The 20,780-nt window shown below is 55.3% G+C and carries 21 protein-coding genes and 1 tRNA gene; 6 read left to right on the forward strand and 16 right to left on the reverse strand.

The annotated features are described in order from the left end of the window. Window positions 1-100 precede the first annotated feature (100 nt). Together WCO56_00775 and WCO56_00780 are read left to right on the forward strand one after the other, a co-directional pair. Window positions 101-1,369: a transposase gene (locus WCO56_00775; GenBank protein MEI7728076.1), complete on the forward strand. Its 1,269-nt coding sequence runs from the start codon at window positions 101-103 to the stop codon at window positions 1,367-1,369. A gap of 248 nt (window positions 1,370-1,617) precedes the next feature. Further along, the gene (locus WCO56_00780; GenBank protein ID MEI7728077.1) at window positions 1,618-2,112 is read left to right on the forward strand and encodes a hypothetical protein; all 495 of its coding nucleotides are present in this window, start codon (window positions 1,618-1,620) and stop codon (window positions 2,110-2,112) included. Window positions 2,113-2,607: 495 nt separating this feature from the next. On the opposite strand, the gene WCO56_00785 is transcribed toward WCO56_00780, so the two are convergent. The 8 genes from WCO56_00785 to WCO56_00820 form a co-directional block, all read right to left on the reverse strand. After that, window positions 2,608-2,907 carry a contact-dependent growth inhibition system immunity protein gene (locus WCO56_00785; protein MEI7728078.1) on the reverse strand — a complete coding sequence of 100 codons (300 nt, stop codon included), beginning with the start codon at window positions 2,905-2,907 and terminating at the stop codon, window positions 2,608-2,610. Further along, window positions 2,904-3,305, reverse strand: coding sequence for a hypothetical protein (locus tag WCO56_00790; protein MEI7728079.1), 402 nt, complete (start codon window positions 3,303-3,305; stop codon window positions 2,904-2,906). Before WCO56_00790 ends, WCO56_00785 begins: the two co-directional genes overlap by 4 nt. A gap of 9 nt (window positions 3,306-3,314) precedes the next feature. Then, window positions 3,315-3,872 (reverse strand): hypothetical protein, encoded by a 558-nt coding sequence (locus tag WCO56_00795; protein MEI7728080.1) that lies wholly within the window; start codon window positions 3,870-3,872, stop codon window positions 3,315-3,317. Then, window positions 3,856-4,518: an RHS repeat-associated core domain-containing protein gene (locus WCO56_00800; GenBank protein ID MEI7728081.1), complete on the reverse strand. Its 663-nt coding sequence runs from the start codon at window positions 4,516-4,518 to the stop codon at window positions 3,856-3,858. The genes WCO56_00795 and WCO56_00800 overlap by 17 nt, the downstream gene beginning before the upstream one ends. Before the next feature lie 37 nt (window positions 4,519-4,555). Beyond that, entirely contained in the window at window positions 4,556-5,116 is a 561-nt protein-coding gene (locus tag WCO56_00805) for a hypothetical protein (GenBank protein ID MEI7728082.1), read from the reverse strand. 71 nt (window positions 5,117-5,187) lie between these two features. Next, entirely contained in the window at window positions 5,188-5,865 is a 678-nt protein-coding gene (locus WCO56_00810) for an RHS repeat-associated core domain-containing protein (protein ID MEI7728083.1), read from the reverse strand. Further along, window positions 5,862-7,139 carry a transglutaminase family protein gene (locus WCO56_00815; GenBank protein ID MEI7728084.1) on the reverse strand — a complete coding sequence of 426 codons (1,278 nt, stop codon included), beginning with the start codon at window positions 7,137-7,139 and terminating at the stop codon, window positions 5,862-5,864. The genes WCO56_00810 and WCO56_00815 overlap by 4 nt, the downstream gene beginning before the upstream one ends. A gap of 594 nt (window positions 7,140-7,733) precedes the next feature. Beyond that, on the reverse strand, window positions 7,734-8,663 hold the full coding sequence (locus WCO56_00820; protein ID MEI7728085.1) for a nucleotidyltransferase: 930 nt from the start codon (window positions 8,661-8,663) through the stop codon (window positions 7,734-7,736). Window positions 8,664-8,752: 89 nt separating this feature from the next. Here WCO56_00820 and WCO56_00825 point away from each other — a divergent pair, with 89 nt between their 5' ends. From WCO56_00825 to WCO56_00835, 3 genes are read left to right on the forward strand one after another with little or no spacing between them, the layout of a single operon-like run. Then, window positions 8,753-9,439 (forward strand): phosphatidylserine decarboxylase, encoded by a 687-nt coding sequence (locus tag WCO56_00825; GenBank protein MEI7728086.1) that lies wholly within the window; start codon window positions 8,753-8,755, stop codon window positions 9,437-9,439. 19 nt (window positions 9,440-9,458) lie between these two features. Continuing rightward, window positions 9,459-10,340 (forward strand): CDP-diacylglycerol--serine O-phosphatidyltransferase, encoded by an 882-nt coding sequence (gene pssA / locus WCO56_00830; GenBank protein ID MEI7728087.1) that lies wholly within the window; start codon window positions 9,459-9,461, stop codon window positions 10,338-10,340. A 6-nt stretch (window positions 10,341-10,346) separates the two neighbouring features. Then, on the forward strand, window positions 10,347-11,009 hold the full coding sequence (locus tag WCO56_00835) for a LysE family transporter (protein ID MEI7728088.1): 663 nt from the start codon (window positions 10,347-10,349) through the stop codon (window positions 11,007-11,009). Between the two features lie 3 nt (window positions 11,010-11,012). On the opposite strand, the gene WCO56_00840 is transcribed toward WCO56_00835, so the two are convergent. Genes WCO56_00840 through WCO56_00855 form a run of 4 tightly spaced genes read right to left on the reverse strand, consistent with a single transcriptional unit; the run spans window position 11,013 to window position 15,810 of the window. Continuing rightward, window positions 11,013-12,803: a PQQ-binding-like beta-propeller repeat protein gene (locus WCO56_00840; GenBank protein ID MEI7728089.1), complete on the reverse strand. Its 1,791-nt coding sequence runs from the start codon at window positions 12,801-12,803 to the stop codon at window positions 11,013-11,015. 11 nt (window positions 12,804-12,814) lie between these two features. Then, window positions 12,815-14,137 (reverse strand): 4Fe-4S binding protein, encoded by a 1,323-nt coding sequence (locus WCO56_00845; GenBank protein ID MEI7728090.1) that lies wholly within the window; start codon window positions 14,135-14,137, stop codon window positions 12,815-12,817. Next, entirely contained in the window at window positions 14,134-14,724 is a 591-nt protein-coding gene (locus tag WCO56_00850) for a ferredoxin (protein ID MEI7728091.1), read from the reverse strand. Before WCO56_00850 ends, WCO56_00845 begins: the two co-directional genes overlap by 4 nt. A gap of 42 nt (window positions 14,725-14,766) precedes the next feature. After that, window positions 14,767-15,810, reverse strand: coding sequence for a hypothetical protein (locus tag WCO56_00855; protein MEI7728092.1), 1,044 nt, complete (start codon window positions 15,808-15,810; stop codon window positions 14,767-14,769). A gap of 832 nt (window positions 15,811-16,642) precedes the next feature. Between WCO56_00855 and WCO56_00860 the strand changes: the two genes are divergently transcribed. Continuing rightward, window positions 16,643-16,719 (forward strand) — tRNA-Arg (locus tag WCO56_00860). Window positions 16,720-16,738: 19 nt separating this feature from the next. Here the strand turns inward: WCO56_00860 and WCO56_00865 are convergent. From WCO56_00865 to WCO56_00880, 4 genes are all read right to left on the reverse strand, one after another. Continuing rightward, entirely contained in the window at window positions 16,739-17,947 is a 1,209-nt protein-coding gene (locus WCO56_00865; GenBank protein ID MEI7728093.1) for a hypothetical protein, read from the reverse strand. Window position 17,948: 1 nt separating this feature from the next. Further along, window positions 17,949-19,550, reverse strand: coding sequence for an MBOAT family O-acyltransferase (locus tag WCO56_00870; protein MEI7728094.1), 1,602 nt, complete (start codon window positions 19,548-19,550; stop codon window positions 17,949-17,951). Between the two features lie 4 nt (window positions 19,551-19,554). After that, the gene (locus tag WCO56_00875) at window positions 19,555-19,977 is read right to left on the reverse strand and encodes a hypothetical protein (GenBank protein MEI7728095.1); all 423 of its coding nucleotides are present in this window, start codon (window positions 19,975-19,977) and stop codon (window positions 19,555-19,557) included. Window positions 19,978-20,508: 531 nt separating this feature from the next. Beyond that, window positions 20,509-20,780, reverse strand: a 272-nt coding sequence (locus tag WCO56_00880; protein MEI7728096.1) for a fibronectin type III domain-containing protein, incomplete at its 5' end; no start/stop codon positions are given.

The raw sequence follows: 20,780 nt of genomic DNA on the forward strand, positions 1-20,780 counted from the left end.
TCGTTTCCACGACCGCGCCTAGCGGCCACCACCACATCCTTTTCCCACGGTTAAAATATTTAAAAAATACTTTCTGGTAAGGCTTGACAATTAGCTGGTTATGAAATTTTTTTACACCATGCTAAATGACTCTTTATCAACCGTTTACAACAATTTCGCAAAACCGGCTCTTCAGTGCGTGGCGGACTGCCCCGCCTTCCGGGTTTGCCCGGAACTTTCCGATTCGGCCTGGGTTTCCCTCGGTCTCCAACGGGCCATCCATGAATCCGCCACGGGGCGTGCTTTCCTCCAAACCCATGGTGCCGATTTGGAGTCCTGTCCCGACCTCTCTCATTACTTTCATACCCTCAAAAGCGCACGCCGCCTCCGCCTCCTCCAAGAAGTCAATCAACGTTTTGCTGGCGACCTCAAAGCGGGTTTGCCCGATGAATTGGCGGGATTTCCGCAGTTGGATAACTTTGACGTCTATGCCGGGGACGGCCACTGGCATCAGGCCGCCAGTCATGAGCCGCGCCTGGATGCGAAGATTTATGCCACGGGACATTTTTACGCGTTGGATTTGCGCCGGCGCACCCTCGCTCGGTTGGCCACGGCGCAAGGCAAGAAAGAACATGATTTGCACGCCCTCAAACGCCTGACCAAGGCGATGCTGCGCCACTGCGCGCCGGTGGGGCGGCAAGTGCTTTATGTCTGGGACAAAGCCGTCATCGATTTTCGCTTTTGGGACCAGATCAAAAGCACTTCCGGGATTTATTTCATTAGCCTGGAAAAGGAAAATTCGGCCTTGGAGGGCATTGAAAACAAAGTCTGGGACCACGCCGATCCGATCAATTATGGCGTCCTCCAAGACGAGCGGGTAAGCAGCAGTGAGGGCGTGCTGCTGCGCCGCGTAACCTGCCAAGCGCCTGATACCGGGGAGATTCGCGTCTTCCTCACCACGGAGCTGACCCTGCCGCCGGGCCTCATCGCGCATCTTTACCATCGGCGCTGGCAGATCGAAAAGGTGTTTGATTGCTTGAAGAACAAACTCAACGAAAAGAAATCCTGGGCCACTTCGCCCACGGCCAAAGCGGCTCAAGCCGAGTTTTTGTGTCTGACGCACAATTTGATCCGGCGCCTGGAACATGTGTTGGCCAGCCAGGAAGGGGTAATCAATAAACCGGATGGCCAGCGCCACGCCGAACGGTTAGCCAAGCAAAAGACGGCCACGCTCCAAGCGGGCCGTCGGTGGCCCAGCACGTGGGCGACGCTCAGCCAGCCCGTGCAATACTCCGTCAAACTCATCCGCTGGTTACGGGCCTGCTTCCAATCCGGACTTGCCTGGGCCACCGCCTTGCCTCGCCTGCGGGCCTTGTATGCGTCACTTTGAATTGAATTTTACCACGCCATTCTACGCGGATATAAAAATCCAAATCGGACTTCCCGTCAAGTGAGAGTTTAAAAAATAATTTATAAATCAGGCTTGCATGGGGTGAGGGGCTCCGCTACGTTGACACCCGTAAGCCTGAAAGTCACAAAATAAAAAACATTAACCATACATGACTCATGGCCAGATATAACGAAGCGCTTTTCAATTCCGGGGCGCTCTATAATGAACCACCAAAAATAAAAACCAATATGGAACATAACCTCGTCGAAGGAACCATTAACACCCAGGCCGAAGCCGCGATTAACGCCGCGTTCGCAACCATCCGCACCAATCTGCCGATGTTGATCCGGCTGACGCCGACGGAGCGGAAACGCCTGCCGCACGTCACGCCCGCCTCGCAAGGCACCCTGGAACAGATGTCACTGTTCATCACCAATCACCCCACATCCATGAGCGGCGATTTTGATCTGGCCGGATTCAACGCGGACATTGCCCTGCAAGAACCTTGGGCGCGCATCTTCGCGCAAGTGCTGGCCTTGTACGAGGACATGAACGACACCAACCTGGCGCTGCACGCCGATCTGTACCATTCGCTGCTGCTTGGTTACGCCGCCGCCAAGGTCGCCAACCGTGATGGCGCCTATGATGCCGAACTGGCCCTCATCAAGGCGTTCTTCGCCCGGCCCCGCCACGCCAAGGCTCCCGCCACACCGACCACGCCGCCCACACCACCCACCACCTAAGCGGCCGCGTTGCCTGATTCATATAGCTGACACCAAACCGGGCGGGACATACCGCCCGGTTTTGCTTTACGGCCCCGAAAACCACCCGCCCATCTGCCTAAACTAGCCGTTCATCCGGCAAAATTAGCCGCCCATCCGGGTAAACCAGGCGTTCATCCGCCTAAACTGGCCGCCCATCCGGGTAAGCTAGGCGCTCATCCGGCCAAACCAGCCGCCCAATCGACTAAATTTGGCGCTCATCCGAGTAAATTTGCCGCCCATCCGGTTAAATTAGCCAAATCATCACGCTAATTGGTCGAATATCCGGGTAAATTACCCGCCCATCCGGCTAAATTTGGCGGCAATTTTTCAAAATTACGCGCCCATCCGGCTAATTTACAGGTACTTACGCAAGAAACGGCCAAAAACATCAAAAACCGGGGATTCCCGGCTTTAATGGCAGGCGTTAAAGTAAGGTTAGAAGGGAATAAAAGGGCTGCCACTTGCGGTGCGCAGTCACTGTTTTTGGGCATTGGCCAGCAAACGGCGAACTTTGATTAACCAATCCTGAAATGATCCTTCCGCAGGCAGATAAAAACAGAGAAATTCGTCGAACAAGAAAGAACGCAGTTCCGATTCCGTGAGCTTGAACGACAGGAATTGATCCAATTCCTTGACCACTCGATTCAGGGTTTCTGGTGGATTGTTTGAGATGAATCGAACAATCACGGCCTCATCAGTAGGATCATCAGCGGTCCAATCCTGATGAAAATAACCACCAAAAAATTGCACTAGGCTTGGGAATTTTTTGATCAATCGGTGGTATAGGTTTGTTTGCCAACCACGAAGTTGTTGGTGTCCACCGACACTTCATAAACAACGTAATCTCTATGCTTGTTTCGCGGCAGTGAATACACCCAAACATAATGGGCGATCTCGCTGTCCTTTATTTTGCCCGGCTGGATTTTACCAGCATAGTTATCTGCAGCTTGCAACTTGGGGAATGTGACGTGAGTGTATAAATTCAAAGGTTCTCCCAAAAGTGAGGTTAATTGCGCTGCGGTCATCCCATTGGTGATCGCACCAAATGTTTGGGGCCTGAATCCACTTCCATAAACCGTATTATTTTGTTCACAGCTTGTGAGGACAGATGCCGCGACGAATATCAGAACTGGAAATTTCATACCCTCCCCCTGAATGTCATCAATTAACAAACGATTTCATTAGTCCTTTTTGGGGATAGAAAGATGCGCAGCTAAAGCCCCATGAAGGTCTTTTCCACTCGCTGGCCAGGTAATTCTTTTTATGTTATTAAAGCTATTACTACCAAAGAAGTACGGCCTTTCAAAGACTCTGGTATTTGACAGAGTGCCATCAGCATTGGCTCTATCCTTTAACACTATAGCTACCGCCAGATAGAATCGAGTATTAGCTGTATTCCTGTCCGCAGTGAGCAGGCGTTGTATGCGTTCCACAGGCACTTTTTCAATGAAGTACCGGCAACCTGCTTCTGCAGCTTGATCGTTTTCTGAAGCAAGAAGAATTTGAGCATATTGCTCTTGGACGTTATGCCATGATATAAATATCCCTATAAAACAAATAGCTAGTATGCTTCCCGCCAAGACCATGCTGCTCCCAAGAGGTGCCTGCCTTTTGAAGAAACCTACAACCATCCATGTGAATGAGGCAAAACTTAACAGAACCAGCAGCAGGCACCATTTTGCCAACAAGGATTGGGCAACAAACTCAAGGACTTCAAATGAATCAAGGGGGAGTTCCATGGTTATGTTGGCAGGGCGTGCAATCATAATCGACGCGTGTGCCAGATTGGTAACATTGCAGCGAATCCTCGGGATCTGGCATTGAATTCCAAATTCGCCAAGCGCCTGCTTTCCAACCATTCGACACTAAACGGGTGCGCATGAACGCTTGTATTTCAACCGGATTGCCTCGACAGTTTGTTTCATCAGTTGGACTACGAAGCCCACCTAATGTGCCACCATCGCCTATTCGATCACGAAACGATTGAACATCACTAAAAATTGGCACCGGTCCTGTACGGGTTAGAATTTGCCTCAATACCCATGATGAAATAATACACTTCTCTGCTGCCGAATAATCAATCCGAATATTAGTGACTTGTTCACATTTTTTGCATTGGCCTTGGAATTGGAGAAAGTTTCCATGTTGTTGCTCAGAGATTACATATCCTTGATACGTTGCTTGAATTAATCCCAAGTGGTCACAATATGAAACCGGTGAATTATCGACAAATGCATATAAATGATATCCTCCCGCCTCCTCAATTGGATCACGATTAATCCATCGGCCAATGTGGGTGTCGTAAAAAGCGCAAGCGGAATAAGAAGCAGCGATAAAGCCTGCCAATACGAACAAACGGACGTTTAAATTTAACTTTGTTTTCATGGTGATTCTGAAGCAAAATCCACTTTGTTGGGCAATTTTACTGTTCGGGTCGCATATCACTGCCAGCTCTGTGGCTGTATAGCCAGAGGTGAAGCCGGTTCGTCAACAGTATTGAGTCACGCACTGTTAGCCGAAGTCTGTATGCCACTTTTGAACGCAGTATTCCGCTCTCCAAAGCATGGGAATCCTCTCCGTATCGGAAGACCGCCACCGTATTGCTCCGAGTTTCAGGCCACGCGTATGGCAGCGGCTCCAATCCCCCAATCAACACGCCATAGGCGGGACGCCAAAGCGGATAATACGCGGAATTGTTTTTAAGAGGGACTTCCGCTTGATAGAAAGCGTTGGAGGCATTGTCCTCAAAAATTTGCAATGTGAATTTTAACTGGGCGAGGTTGCTTGCCAGCGAGATTGGGAACCTCATTTGCTGGCGGGAATCTTTCACCGAGAGTCCCAGGCACGATCCGGTGAATCCTTCGGGCAAAGAAAACGAAGCATCCAGGTTGTTGCCCGCAGAATTCGCGGCAAAGTTTCCGATTTCCTGCAAATAGAACCTTCCGCTTTCTTGCTTTACGCAGCCGCATAGCACGGCGAGCACGGGAATCCAGAACGCAGCCTTGAGGAGTCGTGGGTGGCAGCGCCAAGCTGAATAGTTCGCTATTAGCCGACTCATTTGGCCGTACAACCTTTGCTTTCCTCCAGACACTCGGAAAGAATCGCTTCCGCAAATTTGTCGCACAAGCGATTATCGGAAGTTCCATTTAGTTGTGCTGCCTTATTGTTCAAGCAACGGTGTAGTTTCTCAAAATCGTAATCGCAAGGTGAGAGTTTTACTGAATTTTGCTGGGGAGCGGGCGTGGTGTATAATGTTGGTCCTGCGGCTGGGCTGCTAACTATGTACATTCCGATAATCGCATTGTTGTCGATGCTTCCACCGGGCCATGTCAGCCATGCGTGATAGGGATTGCCGCTGGGGGTGGGCACGTTGCCGCTCCATCGGAAGGCTATAACTCCACTATCGATCGGCTGGCGCGAGACGATTTTCCCATTGCAACAACATGACTTGAAGCTGTTGTACCGTTGTCCGTTACACAAAGGGCAAGCTGCGGAAAATAAATTCCAAGCGTCGTTTGGATTTGCGGTTACGAACATCCCGAGCTTGTCCACAAACTGAATTGGACTGTTTTTTGTAAAGCCATAGATATTGAGCCCTCCCGCCTCCTCGATGGGGTCTCTGGATATCCATCGGCCAATGTGGGTATCGTAAAAAGCGCAAGCGGAATAGGAAGCAGCAATAAAACCTGCCAATACGAACAACCGGACGTTTAGAATCAGCTTTGTTTTCATCTTGGTGGAGAATTTATCATTGCAGGGGATGATTTGCCAGCGGAATTTCTTTCTTTTTTCAAGCTCTCCCGGCGTGCGTGGCTCAGCAATTCGGCCCGCAAAATACGAAATTCCATCTCCAAATCATCCTCGGGAACCCCTGACATGATCTGCGCTTTGAGCACTTCGCGGCGCTGGAAGTAATATTGCCGCATTGGTCCATCAGGAATGGGCAGGCGTTGCACGGCCAGGACGTTTGCCTGCTGTGGTGTCAATGCGCCTGCTTGCAGTGCCTCCTTTTCGGCACGTTGGTAGATCAGTTGGTGTCCGACCGATTCGGGTTCCTTTCTTATCGCATGCACAAATGCCACTAGCGACCACATCCGCTGACCGGCGGCAGCCAGGCACATGCCACGAATTGACAAAAACACTGCCAATTCTTGTGCAGGGGTCATCGCCTTAAGATACCGTTCCGATTGTTCTTCTTCTGGCGTGAAAGGCGCAGGCCAAGTCCGATAATAATCATCTTGAAAGCTGATAAAACCAATGGAGGTGCTTTCGACATTAAAGCTGCGTTCGCCCTCTTCCCATCTGACGAATAAATGGCCTTTTGCTTTGACAAGTTTAAGGGGATACCCCAGCCGTCTTCCCACCGCCACATAAAAGACCGGCATGGAAGAGCAGGTGCCAGTGCCATTTTTCAACGCCAAACCATGGATGAATACATCTTGAGAATTGGCAAAAAATTGTTGATTGGGCTGGATGGGTGTGCCGGGTATTTGCCTGCGGTCTGGATTGTAGTGTACACCCAAATCTTGTTGCAGCACCGTGACCATCATCATTATGCGAAAGTAGCCTTCGGAATTGTTGTAATCACCAGGTTTTTCCTTAAACTTGTGGAAGTTACGTTCGGTATCTCCTTTCACATATTTGGCGATTCCATCGAGTTTTTCCAAACAGTCTTTCACGTTCAGATTTTCTGAGCCGCGTAAACCCTCAGCGCAAAGGAGATTCATCAGGGCAATGTCACATAGATACAGCGCGGAGTCAGACAATTCGCAAAGTTCAAGATAATTGGTGGGCGTTTTGAATCCGGATGGCTGGTCGGGTATTGAAGTTCCGAATCGGCTATTGACAACTTCTGATGGCGAACGTTTGGGGATCAACTTCAAACCAATAAATATTCCAAAAATGAGGGTAAAACACCCTATCCAAGGCAACCATTTACGGCGTTGGCGTTTTCGTGCCTGAGCCGTCGCCTCTAATCTTCTTCGTTGTCGAGATTCCTTGCTCATGTAAGTTTTTAATTATCCACGAGCGCGGAGGGCCGACCGGCAGGCTTATTCGCCGCCGGGGTTTCCGGGGCAACTTCGGTGGAGTTCTTTGACTTCGCTTGCTTGACCATGGGGCGAGAGTAAGGGAAACCGCCGCGTCGGGTCAATCACAGGATGAGTTCCTGCTCGATGGGCAGTTGGTCCTGCACACCCCGTTCGGTCTTTGGCCTTCTTCCGTCTTTCTTTCGCATTTGACCTTTGGCGTAAAAGCAGCATCCTTGCGCAGTTGATTATGGAGAACCTACAGCAAGCACCACCGTCGTTGTTTGCGCGGCTGGGCACGGCGTTCGCCTGGAACAACGCCCTAAATAAAGAAAGGGAAAAGGGGACCATGACGCAAAACTCCTGACTCCACGCTCCTATCTTCATCAGTATATTTTTCTGCCCGAAACTATTTCTGCAAAATCAGTTTTCGCCGTCATTCCGCAATCCGCACTCCGCAAGGTGCTCGCACGGGCCGCCCACCGCCGTGATCCCGGAAACCGGCAAAGGCAAAACGCCGAGTGAAGATCGTTCGGGTTCAAACCCGGTTGCGCAAGTTGTAACGATCATTCTTTACGCCACCCAGAGCCGCTCGGGGTAGGCCCCTTGGCGGATCAGGGCGCGGATGCCTTCGACGACGCGCGGGCGGTCTTCCCGGTAGGTGACCCCGAACCAGGAACAGGGGGTGGGCAATACCTTGACGCGGGCTTTGCCTTGTTGGATTAGCGCATTGATGGCGAACGGCAGGTAAAATTCGGCACGGAGATCCTGGCCGTGCTGTTTTAGAAAATCGGCGAAGAGCATCCGCAAGTGGTCAAACAACCCCGGCTGAAATCCCCAGCAATTCAGGGATACCGCCTCGTGGCCAGTAAGCATTCGCAAACTGCCGTTGGCCTCCCGGTTGCCGATGCCGTCCGGGGTGCGCGTGATCCCGGTGAGTTCTTCGACGGAATTCAGATTCCCTGCGTGGTCCGTGTGACACACCCCGCGCGCCACCGCGCCATGTTCCGAAAGGGTGCGATCCAACTGAAACCCAACCATGGCATACGCCTCGGGTGCTGCTTGCGACGGCGCAGCCTGAAGATAATCCGCCAGCACCTGATACGAGGCGGCACCGTAAAAATCATCAGCGTTGATTACGGCAAATGGACCGGGAGTAACCGGAGCCGCGCACAAGGTGGCATGGCCAGTGCCCCATGGTTTCACCCGATTGGAAGGTGCGGAGAAGCCAGGTGGCAGGGCATCCCGCTCTTGGAACGCATATTGCACCTCCACATGCCTTTCAAACCGCCGGGCCAGCAGATCGCGGAAATCCCGTTCGATGTCTTTGCGGATCACGAAAACAAAACGGTTAAAGCCGGCGCGTTTGGCGTCGAATACTGCGTAGTCCAGCACTGCTTCGCCGCCCGGCCCCAGCGGTTCCATTTGTTTCAAACCGCCGTAACGGCTGCCTACTCCGGCGGCGAGCACGACCAAGGATAAAGGTTTTTGCATCGGATTCATGACGCACAGGGTTATAGTTGGGCGGCCCGGAAAGGAACAGTAAATTTTACGCTTTATAGTTTTCAAACAAGTCTTAGACTCACCCCGATATGAAACATTGTGGTAAGGCCGCCTCGGCGGCATGGAAGTGGATATTCTGGTCAATCCTGGTGTTGTTGGGGATTTTTGCCGCCGGCATTATCGCCACGTACCTTGCGGCCTTTGTTACGTGGTTTGCCTCCGGCTTCATCGCGCTGTGGATCGCGTTTGTCGCGTTGATGGTGTATTTTTTTCGCGACCCGGAGCCGTCCATCCCCCAGGAACCGGGCGTGGTGCTCTCGCCGGCCCATGGCACGGTGGATGTGGTGGATGAAACCGAGGAAAAGGAGTTTATGGGCGGACGCTGCCAGCGCATTTCGATCTTTCTTTCGCCGCTGGACGTCCATGTGCAACGCGCGCCTGTCAGCGGACGGGTGGGGATTGTGCGGCACCAACCGGGCGAGTTCAAGCCGGCCACCAGCCCCACCTGCGGCCTCTGCAATGAAAATGTGCTGATCGGTTTTGATTCCACGGAAGTGCCGGGCGAAAAAATCAGTATCCGGTTGATTGCCGGCATCCTTGCCCGCCGGATCATTCCCTGGTCCGCCACTGGCGAGCTGGTGGCGCGCGGCGAACGCATCAGCCTGATTCAATTTGGCTCGCGCTGCGATGTTTATCTGCCGCGCACGGTGAAAATCAGCGTCAAACTGGGCGATAAGGTCATTGGCGGAGAAACCATTCTGGCGCGGCGCGCCTAAACCCAAACCCGATGGGATTATGAACTCCAACCCCCAACCAGCACCGCCAGCGAACACGGTACCCGAGCAAAAGCTGAAGATATTTTTTCTGCCGAACCTGATGACGGCGGGGAATCTGTTCTGCGGCTTTGTCGCCTTGACCAAGATCGTGGAGGCGGATGTCAATACAGCCAATTTTAACCAAAACATACAGGTGGCGCTGGGTTTCATCCTGCTCGCTTGTATTTTTGATTTGCTGGATGGACGCGTGGCGCGCTGGGGCGGGGCAGAAAGCCCATTTGGACGCGAGTTTGATTCGCTGGCCGACCTGATTTCCTTCGGCGCGGCGCCGGCGTTTTTGGTGCATCGGATCGTATTGCGCGAGGTGTTTGCCGGGCATTCCGAGGTGGGCTGGTTCATTGCCTCCATTTACCTGATTTGCGGCGCGTTGCGGTTGGCCCGGTTCAATTGTCTCTCGGCCATGCCTTCCAGCAGTGGGGGCAAAGAGTTCGTGGGATTTCCCATCCCGGCGGCTGCGGCGATGGTCGCATCGCTGACGCTGCTGATGCTGTGGCTGGACAATCACAACATGCTGGATGAACGCCTTTTGCAGAGCAACTGGCGGTTTGCGTTGCCAGTAATTCTTCTCGTTCTTTCATTCATGATGGTCAGCGAGGTTAAATATCCCAGCTTTAAAACCTTGAACCTCAAGACCACGCGTCCGTTCACCCGTTTGGTGGTGAGCGTCATGTTTATCGGTTGCATCGTGGTATTGCGGGAGAAAGTTCTATTCATCATTCTGCCGGTGATTTTCACGGCGTATCTGATCTACGGTTTCTTTCGTCCCTGGATATCCCGCCGGACGCGGGATGAGATCGAAGAGGAAGAGGAAGAGCCGGACAACGCGCCACCGCATTTGTAGCCCACCATGCCTGAGCCACCACATATCCTGGTCGCCTGGCTTACCGGCGTGGTGAGCGGCTTCATTGCCTCGTTTGTGCCGGGGCCCATTATTGTGGCGATCATTAACGAAGGCGCCCGCCGGGGATTTAAATGGGGACTCATGATTGGGTTGGGGTCCACGGTCATGGAAACCATCTATTGCGCGCTGGCGTTTGCCGGTTTCTCGACCATGTTAGAGAACCGCACCGTCAAGGCAGCCATGGAATTGGTCAGTTTTTTGTTGATGCTATGGCTGGGGATCAAGTATCTGCGCGCCCAAGCGGTGGAAGAGCGCAATCTGCGCGCGGACCGCATTGAGCAACGGGTACATCCCAGCTCGGCTTTTATGACCGGGTTCGTGCAAGTGTTGGGAAACCTGGGGGTGCTGTTGATGTGGATCGCGCTGACCGCCACCTTTATTTCGCACGACTGGGTGGCCGAAAATATCGAGGAGAAATCCGCTTGTGTGCTGGGCGTGGCGACCGGCGCCCTGGTTTGGTTCCTGACCCTGGCGTTCCTTGTTTCCCGTGGGCGTCGCAAAATTTCCCCCAAAACACTACTGCTGATGGAGCACCTTTCCGGGGTACTATTGCTGATTCTCGCCGGCGCGGTGGGCGTGCGGATTGTACTGTTACTGGCAAAACATTAGCCCTTACTTCCGGCCAATACAGAAGAGGGATTTTTTGCCGCGCAGGATGATCCTGCCATCGGTAAACGCCGGGGAGGCGACAAATTCATCATCGAGTGTTTGGCGGCTGATTTCCCGGGTTGTATCGCCCGCTTGCAGCAGAACCATGGCGCCTTTTTCACCGAGGAGCATCAAGGCGTCCCCCACGAGGCTGGGCGAGGTTTTGCATTCCACTTCCAGTTCCTTTTCCCAGAGTTTCTTGCCGGTTGCGGCCTGGTAACACGTGATCAATCCCGAACTGGTAGCCAGATAAACTCGCGTGCCATCGGTGAGGGGGCTGCAAATATCCGGGATATTATCTTCCCCGTGCCAAGCCACATGGGACTTGGTCACATCACCGCTCCCGTCGGGCTTGACGGCGGAGAGTTTTTCATTGGCGGAGAGCACCATCCCGGCACCGAACACCGGGGACGGAGTAACCTCGCCACCCAGCACTTTGGCGCGCCAGAGTTCGCCGCCGTTGGCGGGATCATAAGCCATCAGCCACGGGTTGCCGGACGCGATGATTTGTTCCTTGCCTGCGGCTGTCGGGATGATGATCAGTGTCGCCCAGGAACTGCCCACCGGGCGCACCGGTGTTTGCCAGACCAGATTGCCGGTGGCGACATCGAACGCAAAAATACGGGATTTGCCATTCCCGGTTTCACCATCCCCCTGGTCAATTTGAACGAGTACCTTGCCTTGATGCACCTCCAGGGAGGTGGCGTGCCCATACGAGTTATCCGGTTTGCCTGTCGGCTTGCTCCAAACCACGTTCCCCTCAAAGTCGAAGGCGGTAACCTCACAATTATCGTAGATGGTGAAAACCCGTGTGCCATCGGTTGCCGGGGTGCTGCATCCGAAACTGCGCAACTCGCTTTCTTCCTCTTTTTTGACGGCGGCACCAGGTGTGCCCACCGTTTTTTGCCAGGTGAGTTTGCCGCTGGCGAGGTCATAACAATACAGTTCCCGGCGGCTGCTGGTGGCCCCGGCAATAAAGACCCGGTTACCCCAAATCAGCGGCGAACTGGGACTGGCGAGCGGGACGGGACTCTTCCATTGGATGTTCTCCCCGCTTTGCCCGTTCCAAGTCAGGGGAACATTGGTAAAGGTGGCCACCCCTGCGCCACCGAAACCGCGAAACCGATGCCAATTCTTTTTGAATTCATCAGCGGTTGGCCACGCCACTTGTTCGATCGGTTTTGCGGCCACCCCGGCAGCATTGGTGGCCCCGCTTTTTCCTGTTCCATGCGCTTTGGCGGTCAGCGCACCGCTTAAGAGTGACGGACTGGTCGTGACAAAATACGCCACCGCGACAATGCCGGTGATCGTCACCGTGCCGACCGCATAACTGCTGCGAAGATCGTCCACCTCGGCGCCTGCGGGGTTGGCCACGTATTTGCCGGGCCGCGGCAGTTTCTTGCGCCAGGTGAGATAGTGCAGTGCGGGCAGCAGCACCAGCGCCCCGCCAAACAGCATCCAACTGCTCCGCCATACCAGGCCAAGGTAGCCGAGATGTTGTTCGCGCAACTTCAAATCCAACGCGCGAATTTTCAGCTTCAGGGATTCGTCATTGGGTGCCTTGACCAACGCCGCTTTGAGATCGGCCAATTGCTGGTTATTGATCGGGTCCACCGCCCGGCTGCGCGCCAAATTGAAGATCAACACCGCCACCACGAGGGTGCAATAAAGGCCAGTCGCGATGGCGATTTGGCGCGCCGCCTTTTTCCAAGGATGCTCTTCAATAACAACGGGATTGGTGGGTTCCTGGGCCATGGCGGGGTTGGTCAAGCCGGGGTCAGCGGAATGCTTTTGGCTTTCTGCTCGCGTTTGATGCGAATCAGGTCGTTCGGGCAATGCGTGTAGCAGCGTCCGCAGGCGACACAATTGGCGGTATCCGGCTCAAAGATGGTGCGCTTCACCACCGCGCTGAGACCGATCAATTTCAAGCCGATGACCAATCCGGCGAACGCGCCGAGCAGCGCGCCGCCAAATAGGAATTCGCCGCGAATCCTCAAGGCGGTGGCGAACAGTTCGGTCTTGGGTTTGCCGGTATCGCGGAAGGCTTCACTGGCCTTGGTAGTTTGCTTGGTTTTGCCGGAATCCTCCAACGCAATCTGTTCCGCCAAGCTCACGTTAGGATGCAACATGGAAAGCGGCGTGCCCAGTTGTCTGCCGATCAAAGCGCCTGCCAACACGAGTACTGGCAGCAGGGCCGTTACCACGAATAGTCTTCGTTTGCGCTGGGCGGCGGATGGGGCTGGTAATTCACCGACCGGTTCTTTGATCGCACCATACGGGCAGGCGATATCGCACAATTGGCAATGCACGCAATCTTGCGGCGTCAGGGTGACATTCCATTTGGAGAAGCGTCCCAACACGCTGAGCATGGCGCCATACGGGCAGAGGAAACGGCAATAGGGCCGGCCAATGAACGCGCCCACCAGGATGAACCCTGCTCCCATGGCCAGCATCGGCCAGTTGCCGCTGCGACGGTACAAGGCGATGAACGGGTCATATTCGCAGAACAAAAAGAGGCTGCCGGTGGCCGCCAACAATACACCCAGGCCCAGGTAGATGAAGGGGATGATGCCCAAACCCTGCTCCAGCCAGACGGGCAAGGCCTTGGGTTTGACCACCACCAGGTCTTGCATCGCGCCCAGCGGGCAGACGGCGGCGCAAAAGGTCCGACCAAAAATCAAAGTGAACACCAGCGGCAACAGGAAAAAAGCGAGTACGGTCCACGGTACCGCATAGCCGGGATTGAAGAAGGCAAGCGCGACGTCCTGGGTTGACCCCACGGAGCAGACACACCCTTTACGGTAAAACCCGAAGTACAACGCCGAAAATACCGTGAGCCCGAGAATATGGGCACGTGAGCGTTTTTTCAGCACGAACAGGGTGGACATCGACAGCGCGCCCAGCAGTACCAGCACGTCCACGATTTGCAACCATGCTTCGCGGGCCGCCGGCGTGGTCGTCGTGGGGAATTTGTATCCGGCATCAAAGTCCGGTGGCGGAAAGCGTTCCACGGCGGAAGCGCTCCAGACGGCTCCCAGAAACAAACCGATCAGCAACAGCCATGGAAAATATTTTCCCGCGCTCTTCAAGGGGTTCCTCCCTGTGGTCCCTGGTGATCCCGGTCTTTCATTAAATACGGCTTATCCGAGGGTATGCGGCTGATGGCTTGCGCCGGACACACCTCGGCAATGGAACATTGATTGCAGTTCACACAACGATCATGGCGGATTTGCAAATAGAATGAGCCATTGCCAAACAAGGTGCAGCCTTTGACGCATTTGGCGCAGCCGATGCAAAGCGGTTCGTCAATGGTGTACTCGTAGTACGGATCTTCCATCGCCTTGCGCTTGATCGCGCCGGTGGGACACACCTGGTTCTCCGCCGCCGTATTCAGTTTGTTCGGTTCCGGCTCGAAATATCCCGTGCATAGTTTGCAATAACCGCACATCGGATACATCTGCACGCATTTGACCGCCGAGGGTTGCAGCACGCAGGCCGTGGCGCACTTGCCGCACCAAGTGCATTTGAACGGGTCAATCTGCCAGACCGTGTTGGCGGCGGCGGCTTTGGTGGCGACACCACCCACGAGCGCTCCTAGTCCGGCAATGGCCGCCAGTCGGGCTCCTTCACGCACAAACTCCCGGCGCGATTGCTCGGGTTCTGCGGGCTTCTTCATTGGGCAATTGGGGAGGGCCATGGGATTGGTTCGGTTTTAAGGTTAGGCGGCAGCTTTCTTTCGCGCCATGATCTTGATCGTTTTCCCCACCTGATCCAGTATCCACACCCGGCCCAGCGAGTCCACGGCGGCATCCAAGCCGGCCATGGAGCCGTCCCATTTCCCCTGACCCATTGTGGCTGTCGCGTTTTTGGGGAATGACTCGGTGCCTGCCACTACGCTCTGAAACTCTCCGCGATCCGAATAAATTTTGACGCGTAGCAACCCTTTTTCGCAGGTCACCACGCGGCCATCCGACAGCAAGGCGATGTTGATCGGGTTGCAGCAGCCGCAAAAATGTTTAATCCCAACGCCCGGTTCGCCCCAGGCAAATTCCAAATCCCCCTTCGCGTTATACGTTTCCACCTGGTGCCGCCCGGAATTGGTCACACGCACCAAGCCGTCCCGTCCGATTTCCACGTCGCAAAACGGGCTGGGAAGAATGAGCCCGGGAATATTGCGGTCCTTGTCCTTTTCACCGAGACGACCGGATGGTTTGCCGGATTTATCGTAACGATGAATTACACGGTTGCCCGCATCCGCAGCGTACACATCCTGTTCGCCGACGGCGATGCCTGTCAGCCAGGTTTTGGGGCCGGGACTTTGCCAGACCCCCATGGATTTGCCGGCGCTGCCAAAGACCTCCACTTGTTCCTTCAAGCCCAGGAACAGCCCGCCATCCTTATCCACCGCCAGGGCGCGCACCACGTCGGCGGCCTGGTATTCCCGCGCCACATGGCCGCCGGCATCCACGGCATAAACCGTTCGACCGGCGGAAATGAAGGCCTGATCATTCGCGCCCAACGCAATCCGGCGGGCATCCTGTCCGGGACAGTTGAATTGCGCCACGGCTTCATAATGGACCAGCGCGGGATCGGTTTTGAGATACTGATCAATCTTGTACTCGTACGGATTTTCCTCGGTCGCTTTAGCCGCCAGGACCGATGGGGTGGCGGTTCCAAGCGCCAACGCGGTAGCGCTCTGCGCGCCGCGTTGCAGAAAATTGCGACGGGAGAAATTGGATTCGGAATCGGGCGAATGACTCATGACGGGCCTCCGCTAAAGGTTTGCCGGGCCTGGGTGGCTTTCGGCAGGGAACAGTTCGCAAACACCCCGCATCCCTGGCAGTCCACCGGACGTTCGCAACGAACCGCCCCGCGGTTGTCCGGACGGCGCGACAACCAATAGGCCAGCGCTCCGGTGCCTCCCAAGAGGCCCGTGCGCACCACCGACTTTATAAAGTCTCTTCGTTTTGCCGTTATCATCGTGCTTTCACCAATGTCAGGCGTTGGCCATAAGGTAGCCTCAACCTGCCCGGTCGCAATCTGATTTTCGCGGGGCAGTTTTCCGGGTTTGGCCGCCAAATGCAAGCCCGGCGTTTAGGGAAAAAGAAGGATTTTGCGGGAAGCTGGATTAGCGGAAAATTTGCGTAAAAAGGCAGTCGCCATACCCACCAATGATTTGTGGATTGCTGCACTCGTTGTCCAATACAACCTCATTCTCTGCACTTCGGATGCCCATTTTCAGCATTTACCGCAAGTGCCAAGGTGCTAACCGCTTCGCGGTCAGTCCGGCGATAGGCGGTCTGTAATCAGTGACCAAGACTGTGGCAGCAAGATTTACTGGCATAAAAATAGGGAACTGGAATGCGGTTGCCACAGCAGAATGCGAAACGACTCAGGCTCCCGGGAAACACGCTTCCAAACGCCGTTTCCGGTCTAGTCATGCGAAAGCGTTGATGCGATGATTGTAATTCCTGGCAGCTTTAATTTTACCTGCGCTTTTGCTTGCTGTCGGCATGTATTCACGTTAGATTGCCGGACGTGCGGTTTGCGAAAAAGTCCTTTTCTGGGCGAATGCCACCAAATCGCAGGCACATGCGCGCGTAGCTCAATTGGATAGAGTGACGGCCTCCGAAGCCGCAGGTTGTGGGTTCAACTCCCGCCGCGCGCACCAGCCTTTGATGCTTTACGGTTTACTTCGCTGCCAAATCATGCTTCATCCACTTTTGGAATGTGTCCGTCGCGTAGAGTTGTTTCGCCAGTCGGGCGTAGCCCTCAGTCAGTGGATGGCTGGCGTCGGCGTAGAGTTCGCTGGGGAGCGTTTCCGGGACCAGGTGGGGTAACTGTTGTTGCGTGAGCCAGGCCGCGATTCCCTGGCGGATCGCCTGCAGGGCAGGGCGGCTCTGCTCCGAAACCAGATGTTCATTGAAGGGGCCCAGCACCACCAGGATATCGTTATCGCGCTGCCGCAAGGTATGGATCACCCGTTGAAAGGCCTGCCATTGCAGAGAGGATTCCAAACCCACCCATTCAAAGCTGGTGGTATTTTGCCCCTGGCTGGACCACGGCTTGTGCCGCGCGCTCTTGGGGCCGCGCTGCGGGTCCTCCAGCGGCGCTGCCGGGACGCTCAGGGTGATTTGCGACAGGGGATTTTTGTACCCGTTCGGATAATGCGGCGGGGTTTGGTCATCCCCCTCCAGGGTCCATTTCAAAATGCTTTTCTGCCCAAAGTACGCGCTCTGCAAATGGCCCACCCACGCAAAAAACGGGACCTCACGTTCGATGGCGGCCGCCAGGCGCTCATTCGCATCGGCCCGGTAACAGGGGATGCGCGGGGTAAATTGCGGCACGAGACGCGAATGATTGAACTGTTCCTCCTTGGTTGTGCTCAGGTCGGCCTTGGGACTGGTCATCCACAGCACGTTGCATTGCACGATGACTTTCCGGTGCCGCAGCGCGGGGCTGTAATAGGTCACCAACCCCTCCTGCGCGAGTGGGAAGAGGCCGTTCAGCCCGCAGTTGATAAACCGGTTGGTGGTTTTGGCTTCCTGATCCAGGAAATGGGACAGGGTGCCATCAGGCAAGACATATTCCCCCCAGACCACCGAGTCACCCAGCACGAGGATCTGCGCCGGGTCGGCTGCCTGATTGAGCCGGCGGCCATAGAGCCAGTAATCTTTGCTGAGCTGATAAGGAATGCGGTAATCGGCGCCGGTGTCGAAGCGTTCCACCTTTGTCCACAGCCGGGGGGTTATCAGCAGAACCAGGATAATGATCACCACGGCAACCACCCATTGTCTAGCGCTGAGGCGGACCTCATTGACCCCAAACGGCACTTCCTTCCCGGTCGTAGCGGTCGGCGTGAGGCACTGATTTTTCTCAGATGTGATTTCGGGTGGCATATCAGAATTGGAAGTAAATAAACGTGCCGCCGCCCGAGGAGCAGATGCAGAGGTACAGCACGATGAACACCGCCACGCTCACCCGGACCAATCCGGTCTTCAAAACCTCGCGGAATTTGGATTCGTATAACAGCTCGTACAGCCAGACCAGGCCGGTCAACCCCACCATCAGCAGCGGGATTTGGGGATCATGCCACGCGGCGGTAAAGATGCAGCGGGTAATCAGCAGGGCATCGCTGAGCGTTTCCGCGCGGAAAAAGATCCACGTGAACGACACAAACAGGAATACCCCGGCTTGCTTGAGCATTCGGGGCACGCGCTCGCGGTAAAGGGCCGACCGCTCCAGCTCGCGTGTGATGATCACTCCCAGGCCGTGCAACGCGCCCCAGATGACAAACGTCCACGCCGCCCCATGCCAGATGCCGGAGATGAAAAAGGTGAGGAACAGGTTTCGGTACGTGAAGAGCGTGCCGCCCCGGTTGCCGCCCAGGGGAATATAGACGTAATCCCGGAACCAGCTTGAAAGACTGATGTGCCAGCGGGTCCAGAATTCCCCGAGCCCGGTTGCCAGGTAGGGATTATTGAAGTTCAGAATCAAATTGAATCCCATGAGCTTGGCAATGCCGCGCGCCATGTCCGTGTATCCGCTGAAATCAAAAAAGATTTGCCAGCCAAACGCCATGGTGCCCAGGATCAGCTCGGGCGCGCTGCGGGCGGCGGGATTGTCATAGGCACGCTCCACGTAATAGGAGAGATAATTGGCCAGCGCGAGTTTCTTGAACAGCCCTACCAGGAACAGCGAGGCGCCGTCCGTGAAGTTTTGCAGCCGGATTTCCGGGAATTGCCGGAACTGGGGCAGCAGATGTTTCGCGCGCTCGATGGGGCCGGCCATCAGTTGCGGGAAGAAACACACGAACGTGGCGAACCGCAGGAAATTCCGCTCGCGCTGCACGTTGCCCAGATAGAAATCAATCGTGTAGCTCAACGATTGGAAGGTGAAAAACGAAATGCCCACCGGCAGCAGGTATTGAAAGCCCAAGGGCATCAGTGCGGAGGGATCGGACAGCTTAAACGAGAGGTGCGCCCAGGCCAGCACCTCGTTGAGGTTTTCCACCACGAACCGGGCGTATTTGAAGAAGAGCAGCAGGGCCAGGTTGTTGACCAGGCTGATCACCAGCCAGGTGCGCCGGCTGCTGAAGAGCGACCCCAGCGCCATGAGCAGGACGATCACGCCCAGCAACCCCAGCGTGGGACGCAAGGTTCCCGGACCGACTGCCGCCACGCCCAGGATGCCCACCGCCGCCACTACCGATCCGATGAACGCCCACTTCAACACCGGGTCATCAAACCGCAGCCGGGTCAAGCGCCCGCGCACATCCACCGTTTGGCCTTCGTGCGGGCAGTGATCCATCAGGGCCACCAGGAAAAAATCCAGCAGCGTGGAATAAACCACCAGGATGAGGTAGTACGGGTTCCACCAGCCATAAAAGAAATAGGAGGCCAGCGTGAGCCACGGCAGCCACAGCCGCGTCTTGCGCAGGGCAAAGAACACCGGCAGCACCACCAGCAGAAAGATTAAGAATGGCCAGGTGTGAAAAAGCATGCGGTTATTCGCGCTTCACTCCCATTGGCAATATGTCTTTCCGGGACGCCGCCCGCACACACCTGAATCCGCAAAAATCCGTGGAGAAACACGCATCCGTATCCCCGGTGCGTTCCCCCTGGCGCGCGGTGGCGCGGCATTGGTCAGCGCTGGATTTGTAACTGCCACCCCGGATGACGCGTTTGACATCCTTGCCGGGATTCGGCGGCCCGTGCGGGTCAGTGTCCGGGCTCGTCTGGTAATAGGTGGGGCTATCATTCACGTAACATTCATGCACGATCTTGAATGGCGACGATTTCAACCGCTCGGCGAGCGGGCCGGAGGTTTGGCCAATGGCGCTGGCGGCCAGCAGCAGCGTGAGCCCCCAACCCAAAGCCAGTACGGACACGCGGTTCCGGGCGGTGCAACCGCTCGCGGCATCAGTCATTTGCAGGCGAATCATACGCCCAACCTACGCGGGCCGAAAATAATTTCAAGTCATTAGACAGGCGGTGTGGGTGCCGCGATCCGGATGGTTGCCAGGTTTTGTTTCCATGATTGCAGGATTATCCGGCAAGGCACCTCCTCATCCCGAACGAGATGAAAGATGGTAGCCGGAGCCGTCGTGAGGGGAACGGGGCATGACCTCCGGAACGTCGCCCAATAAAACCGATGCATCCCTCCAGAATGTTTCGGCGCGACGACGTTTACCGGTGGGCAGGCACCCTCGTACCGCAGACTTCCAAGTCTGCTGTGTCGCAGGTTTCCCAACCTGCGGGGTGCTGGAAATTCGGGCGCGTCGGGAAATGGCAAACGGTCTGCCGACTGGGAAGTCGGCGACACAGCAGGTTAGGAAACCTGCGGTACGTTGCACGGCGCTCAATTCATTGGCGCGTATCCCAATGCCCGATGACCCGACGTCCGGAAGGGATGCCGGAAACTCCGTTGGAGTTGGTGCAGCCTAAATCAACAATCCCTATCAAGACGGCATAAACACGGTCAGCTCCGACCAGGGGCCGTGGCCGTCTTGGCCAAAGGCGCAGATGCGGAACGCGTAGTCCTTGCCGCGCTCCAGGCCATCCATCTTAATTTTGCTGCAGGAGCTGTGCTGCGCGCCGAGCTTCCAATTGGCGGGCACGGACGTATCGCCCAGACAATATTGCACCTCGAACATGCGCGCCCCGCGCGGGCTTTTCGCGCTGACAACCACCGTGCCGGGCAACGTACCGGCGACCACCTTTAAATTCTGCG

The organism is Verrucomicrobiota bacterium (genome assembly GCA_037139415.1).
Classification (GTDB): Bacteria; Verrucomicrobiota; Verrucomicrobiia; order Limisphaerales; family Fontisphaeraceae; genus JBAXGN01.

Coding starts and splice junctions, on each gene's coding strand:
- WCO56_00775 (MEI7728076.1), top strand. CDS start 101: ATGAAATTTTTTTACACCATGCTAAATGACTCTTTATCAACCGTTTAC.
- WCO56_00780 (MEI7728077.1), top strand. CDS start 1,618: ATGGAACATAACCTCGTCGAAGGAACCATTAACACCCAGGCCGAAGCC.
- WCO56_00795 (MEI7728080.1), bottom strand. CDS start 3,872: ATGGAACTCCCCCTTGATTCATTTGAAGTCCTTGAGTTTGTTGCCCAA.
- WCO56_00800 (MEI7728081.1), bottom strand. CDS start 4,518: ATGAAAACAAAGTTAAATTTAAACGTCCGTTTGTTCGTATTGGCAGGC.
- WCO56_00810 (MEI7728083.1), bottom strand. CDS start 5,865: ATGAAAACAAAGCTGATTCTAAACGTCCGGTTGTTCGTATTGGCAGGT.
- WCO56_00815 (MEI7728084.1), bottom strand. CDS start 7,139: ATGAGCAAGGAATCTCGACAACGAAGAAGATTAGAGGCGACGGCTCAG.
- WCO56_00820 (MEI7728085.1), bottom strand. CDS start 8,663: ATGAATCCGATGCAAAAACCTTTATCCTTGGTCGTGCTCGCCGCCGGA.
- WCO56_00825 (MEI7728086.1), top strand. CDS start 8,753: ATGAAACATTGTGGTAAGGCCGCCTCGGCGGCATGGAAGTGGATATTC.
- pssA (MEI7728087.1), top strand. CDS start 9,459: ATGAACTCCAACCCCCAACCAGCACCGCCAGCGAACACGGTACCCGAG.
- WCO56_00835 (MEI7728088.1), top strand. CDS start 10,347: ATGCCTGAGCCACCACATATCCTGGTCGCCTGGCTTACCGGCGTGGTG.
- WCO56_00840 (MEI7728089.1), bottom strand. CDS start 12,803: ATGGCCCAGGAACCCACCAATCCCGTTGTTATTGAAGAGCATCCTTGG.
- WCO56_00850 (MEI7728091.1), bottom strand. CDS start 14,724: ATGAAGAAGCCCGCAGAACCCGAGCAATCGCGCCGGGAGTTTGTGCGT.
- WCO56_00855 (MEI7728092.1), bottom strand. CDS start 15,810: ATGAGTCATTCGCCCGATTCCGAATCCAATTTCTCCCGTCGCAATTTT.
- WCO56_00865 (MEI7728093.1), bottom strand. CDS start 17,947: ATGCCACCCGAAATCACATCTGAGAAAAATCAGTGCCTCACGCCGACC.
- WCO56_00870 (MEI7728094.1), bottom strand. CDS start 19,550: ATGCTTTTTCACACCTGGCCATTCTTAATCTTTCTGCTGGTGGTGCTG.
- WCO56_00875 (MEI7728095.1), bottom strand. CDS start 19,977: ATGACTGATGCCGCGAGCGGTTGCACCGCCCGGAACCGCGTGTCCGTA.